The organism is Neobacillus drentensis (assembly GCF_036962765.1).
Lineage (GTDB): Bacteria > Bacillota > Bacilli > Bacillales > Cytobacillaceae > Neobacillus > Neobacillus drentensis_C.
Map to the genome: position 1 here is coordinate 1 of NZ_JBALOS010000438.1, position 1,090 is coordinate 1,090.

A 1,090-nucleotide genomic window follows, 5' to 3' on the forward strand; every position below is an offset into this window, starting at 1 on the left:
AAGGAGAATATTAAAGTAAACAAATACAACAATTCATATAGCAGCACTCTCTATCAAATAGAGGGTGGTTCAAGTAGTTCCTCTGACATTGAGTTAAACAAGATATGGGGAGTAGATGGACCTGTTCGTTTATCTTATATCATTGTTTCTGATTTATAAACTATAAAATTATGAGTTCCAGATTCCTTATTAATGGGTTTGGAACTCATTTTTTATCGTTCTCCGACAGAAGACTCCTACTTCAATTTTGTAAAGGACGTAGCTGTGAGAAGGAGTGTCTAAATTCAAAATATTTACAAATTTAAAATAATTTATTGCTATATCCATCATATAATTAAAGTAAGGAAGGAGGGCAAAGATTCAATAATTTCTCAAAACTATGAAAGAAGGTGCTGGAAATGTCACTCGCTCACTTTGATGATATCTATGAAATCTGTTGTGGAATGATGGAGGAGGAAGAAACGTTAATCAAGGCAAAGCATGTGAATGAACGGTTAGATCTTATGAAAAATCGTATTCCAGATGGCCATCGGTGGTGGGAAGAGGCAATTAGAGAGAATTTAAATGAAAAAGAAAGAGAGGTATTTTATGTCTAAAAAGAATATTAGTTAATGATCCCTCGTTTGTTCCGAATCAAGGAAGATGGGGGATTATTTTTTTTGTTGCTGTACCTAGTAACCGTTTAATGGACCACTTCAACAAAATTTGGAGTTTTTGGAGTCAGCGCCCCGGTGCGTTTATGCTTTATTTCACTGGAGGACTAATCCAATATCCCTTAGGATGGGATAATTATGGTATTATTTAGTAGGAAAATAGTCACTTATTTAGGCAGGGAGGACATTATGGACGAGGGAAATAATCTTATTCTTGCTAATGACATAGATAAAACTGTAGAAATTGACTTTTGTAAAAATGTTAAGGATAAATGGCACGTAAAGTTCCTGAATGGAAATACAGTTTATCCATATAATTATGAAAATATTATTTGGCTTAAAGACCCAAAACTGATGGATCCTAAAACTATTTTGATTTACGAAAATAATCACTCAATAACAGGAATGACCAAAATCCTTAATTTTGGTGATTATAT

The 1,090-nt window shown here is 33.2% G+C and carries 3 protein-coding genes; all 3 read left to right on the forward strand.

From position 1 onward, the window contains the following. Positions 1 to 333 precede the first annotated feature (333 nt). Positions 334 to 447, forward strand: a complete 114-nt coding sequence (locus V7137_RS30870) for a hypothetical protein (protein ID WP_420490205.1) — start codon at positions 334 to 336, stop codon at positions 445 to 447. Further along, the gene (locus V7137_RS30485) at positions 399 to 596 is read left to right on the forward strand and encodes a hypothetical protein (protein ID WP_335701530.1); all 198 of its coding nucleotides are present in this window, start codon (positions 399 to 401) and stop codon (positions 594 to 596) included. The genes V7137_RS30870 and V7137_RS30485 overlap by 49 nt, the downstream gene beginning before the upstream one ends. Positions 597 to 791: 195 nt before the next feature. Beyond that, positions 792 to 1,090: hypothetical protein (locus tag V7137_RS30490; RefSeq protein WP_335701531.1), on the forward strand; the 299-nt coding region annotated here is incomplete at its 3' end.

Bases quoted from the DNA above. Each gene is read 5' to 3' on its own strand.
- V7137_RS30485 (WP_335701530.1), top strand. From the start codon at position 399: ATGTCACTCGCTCACTTTGATGATATCTATGAAATCTGTTGTGGAATG.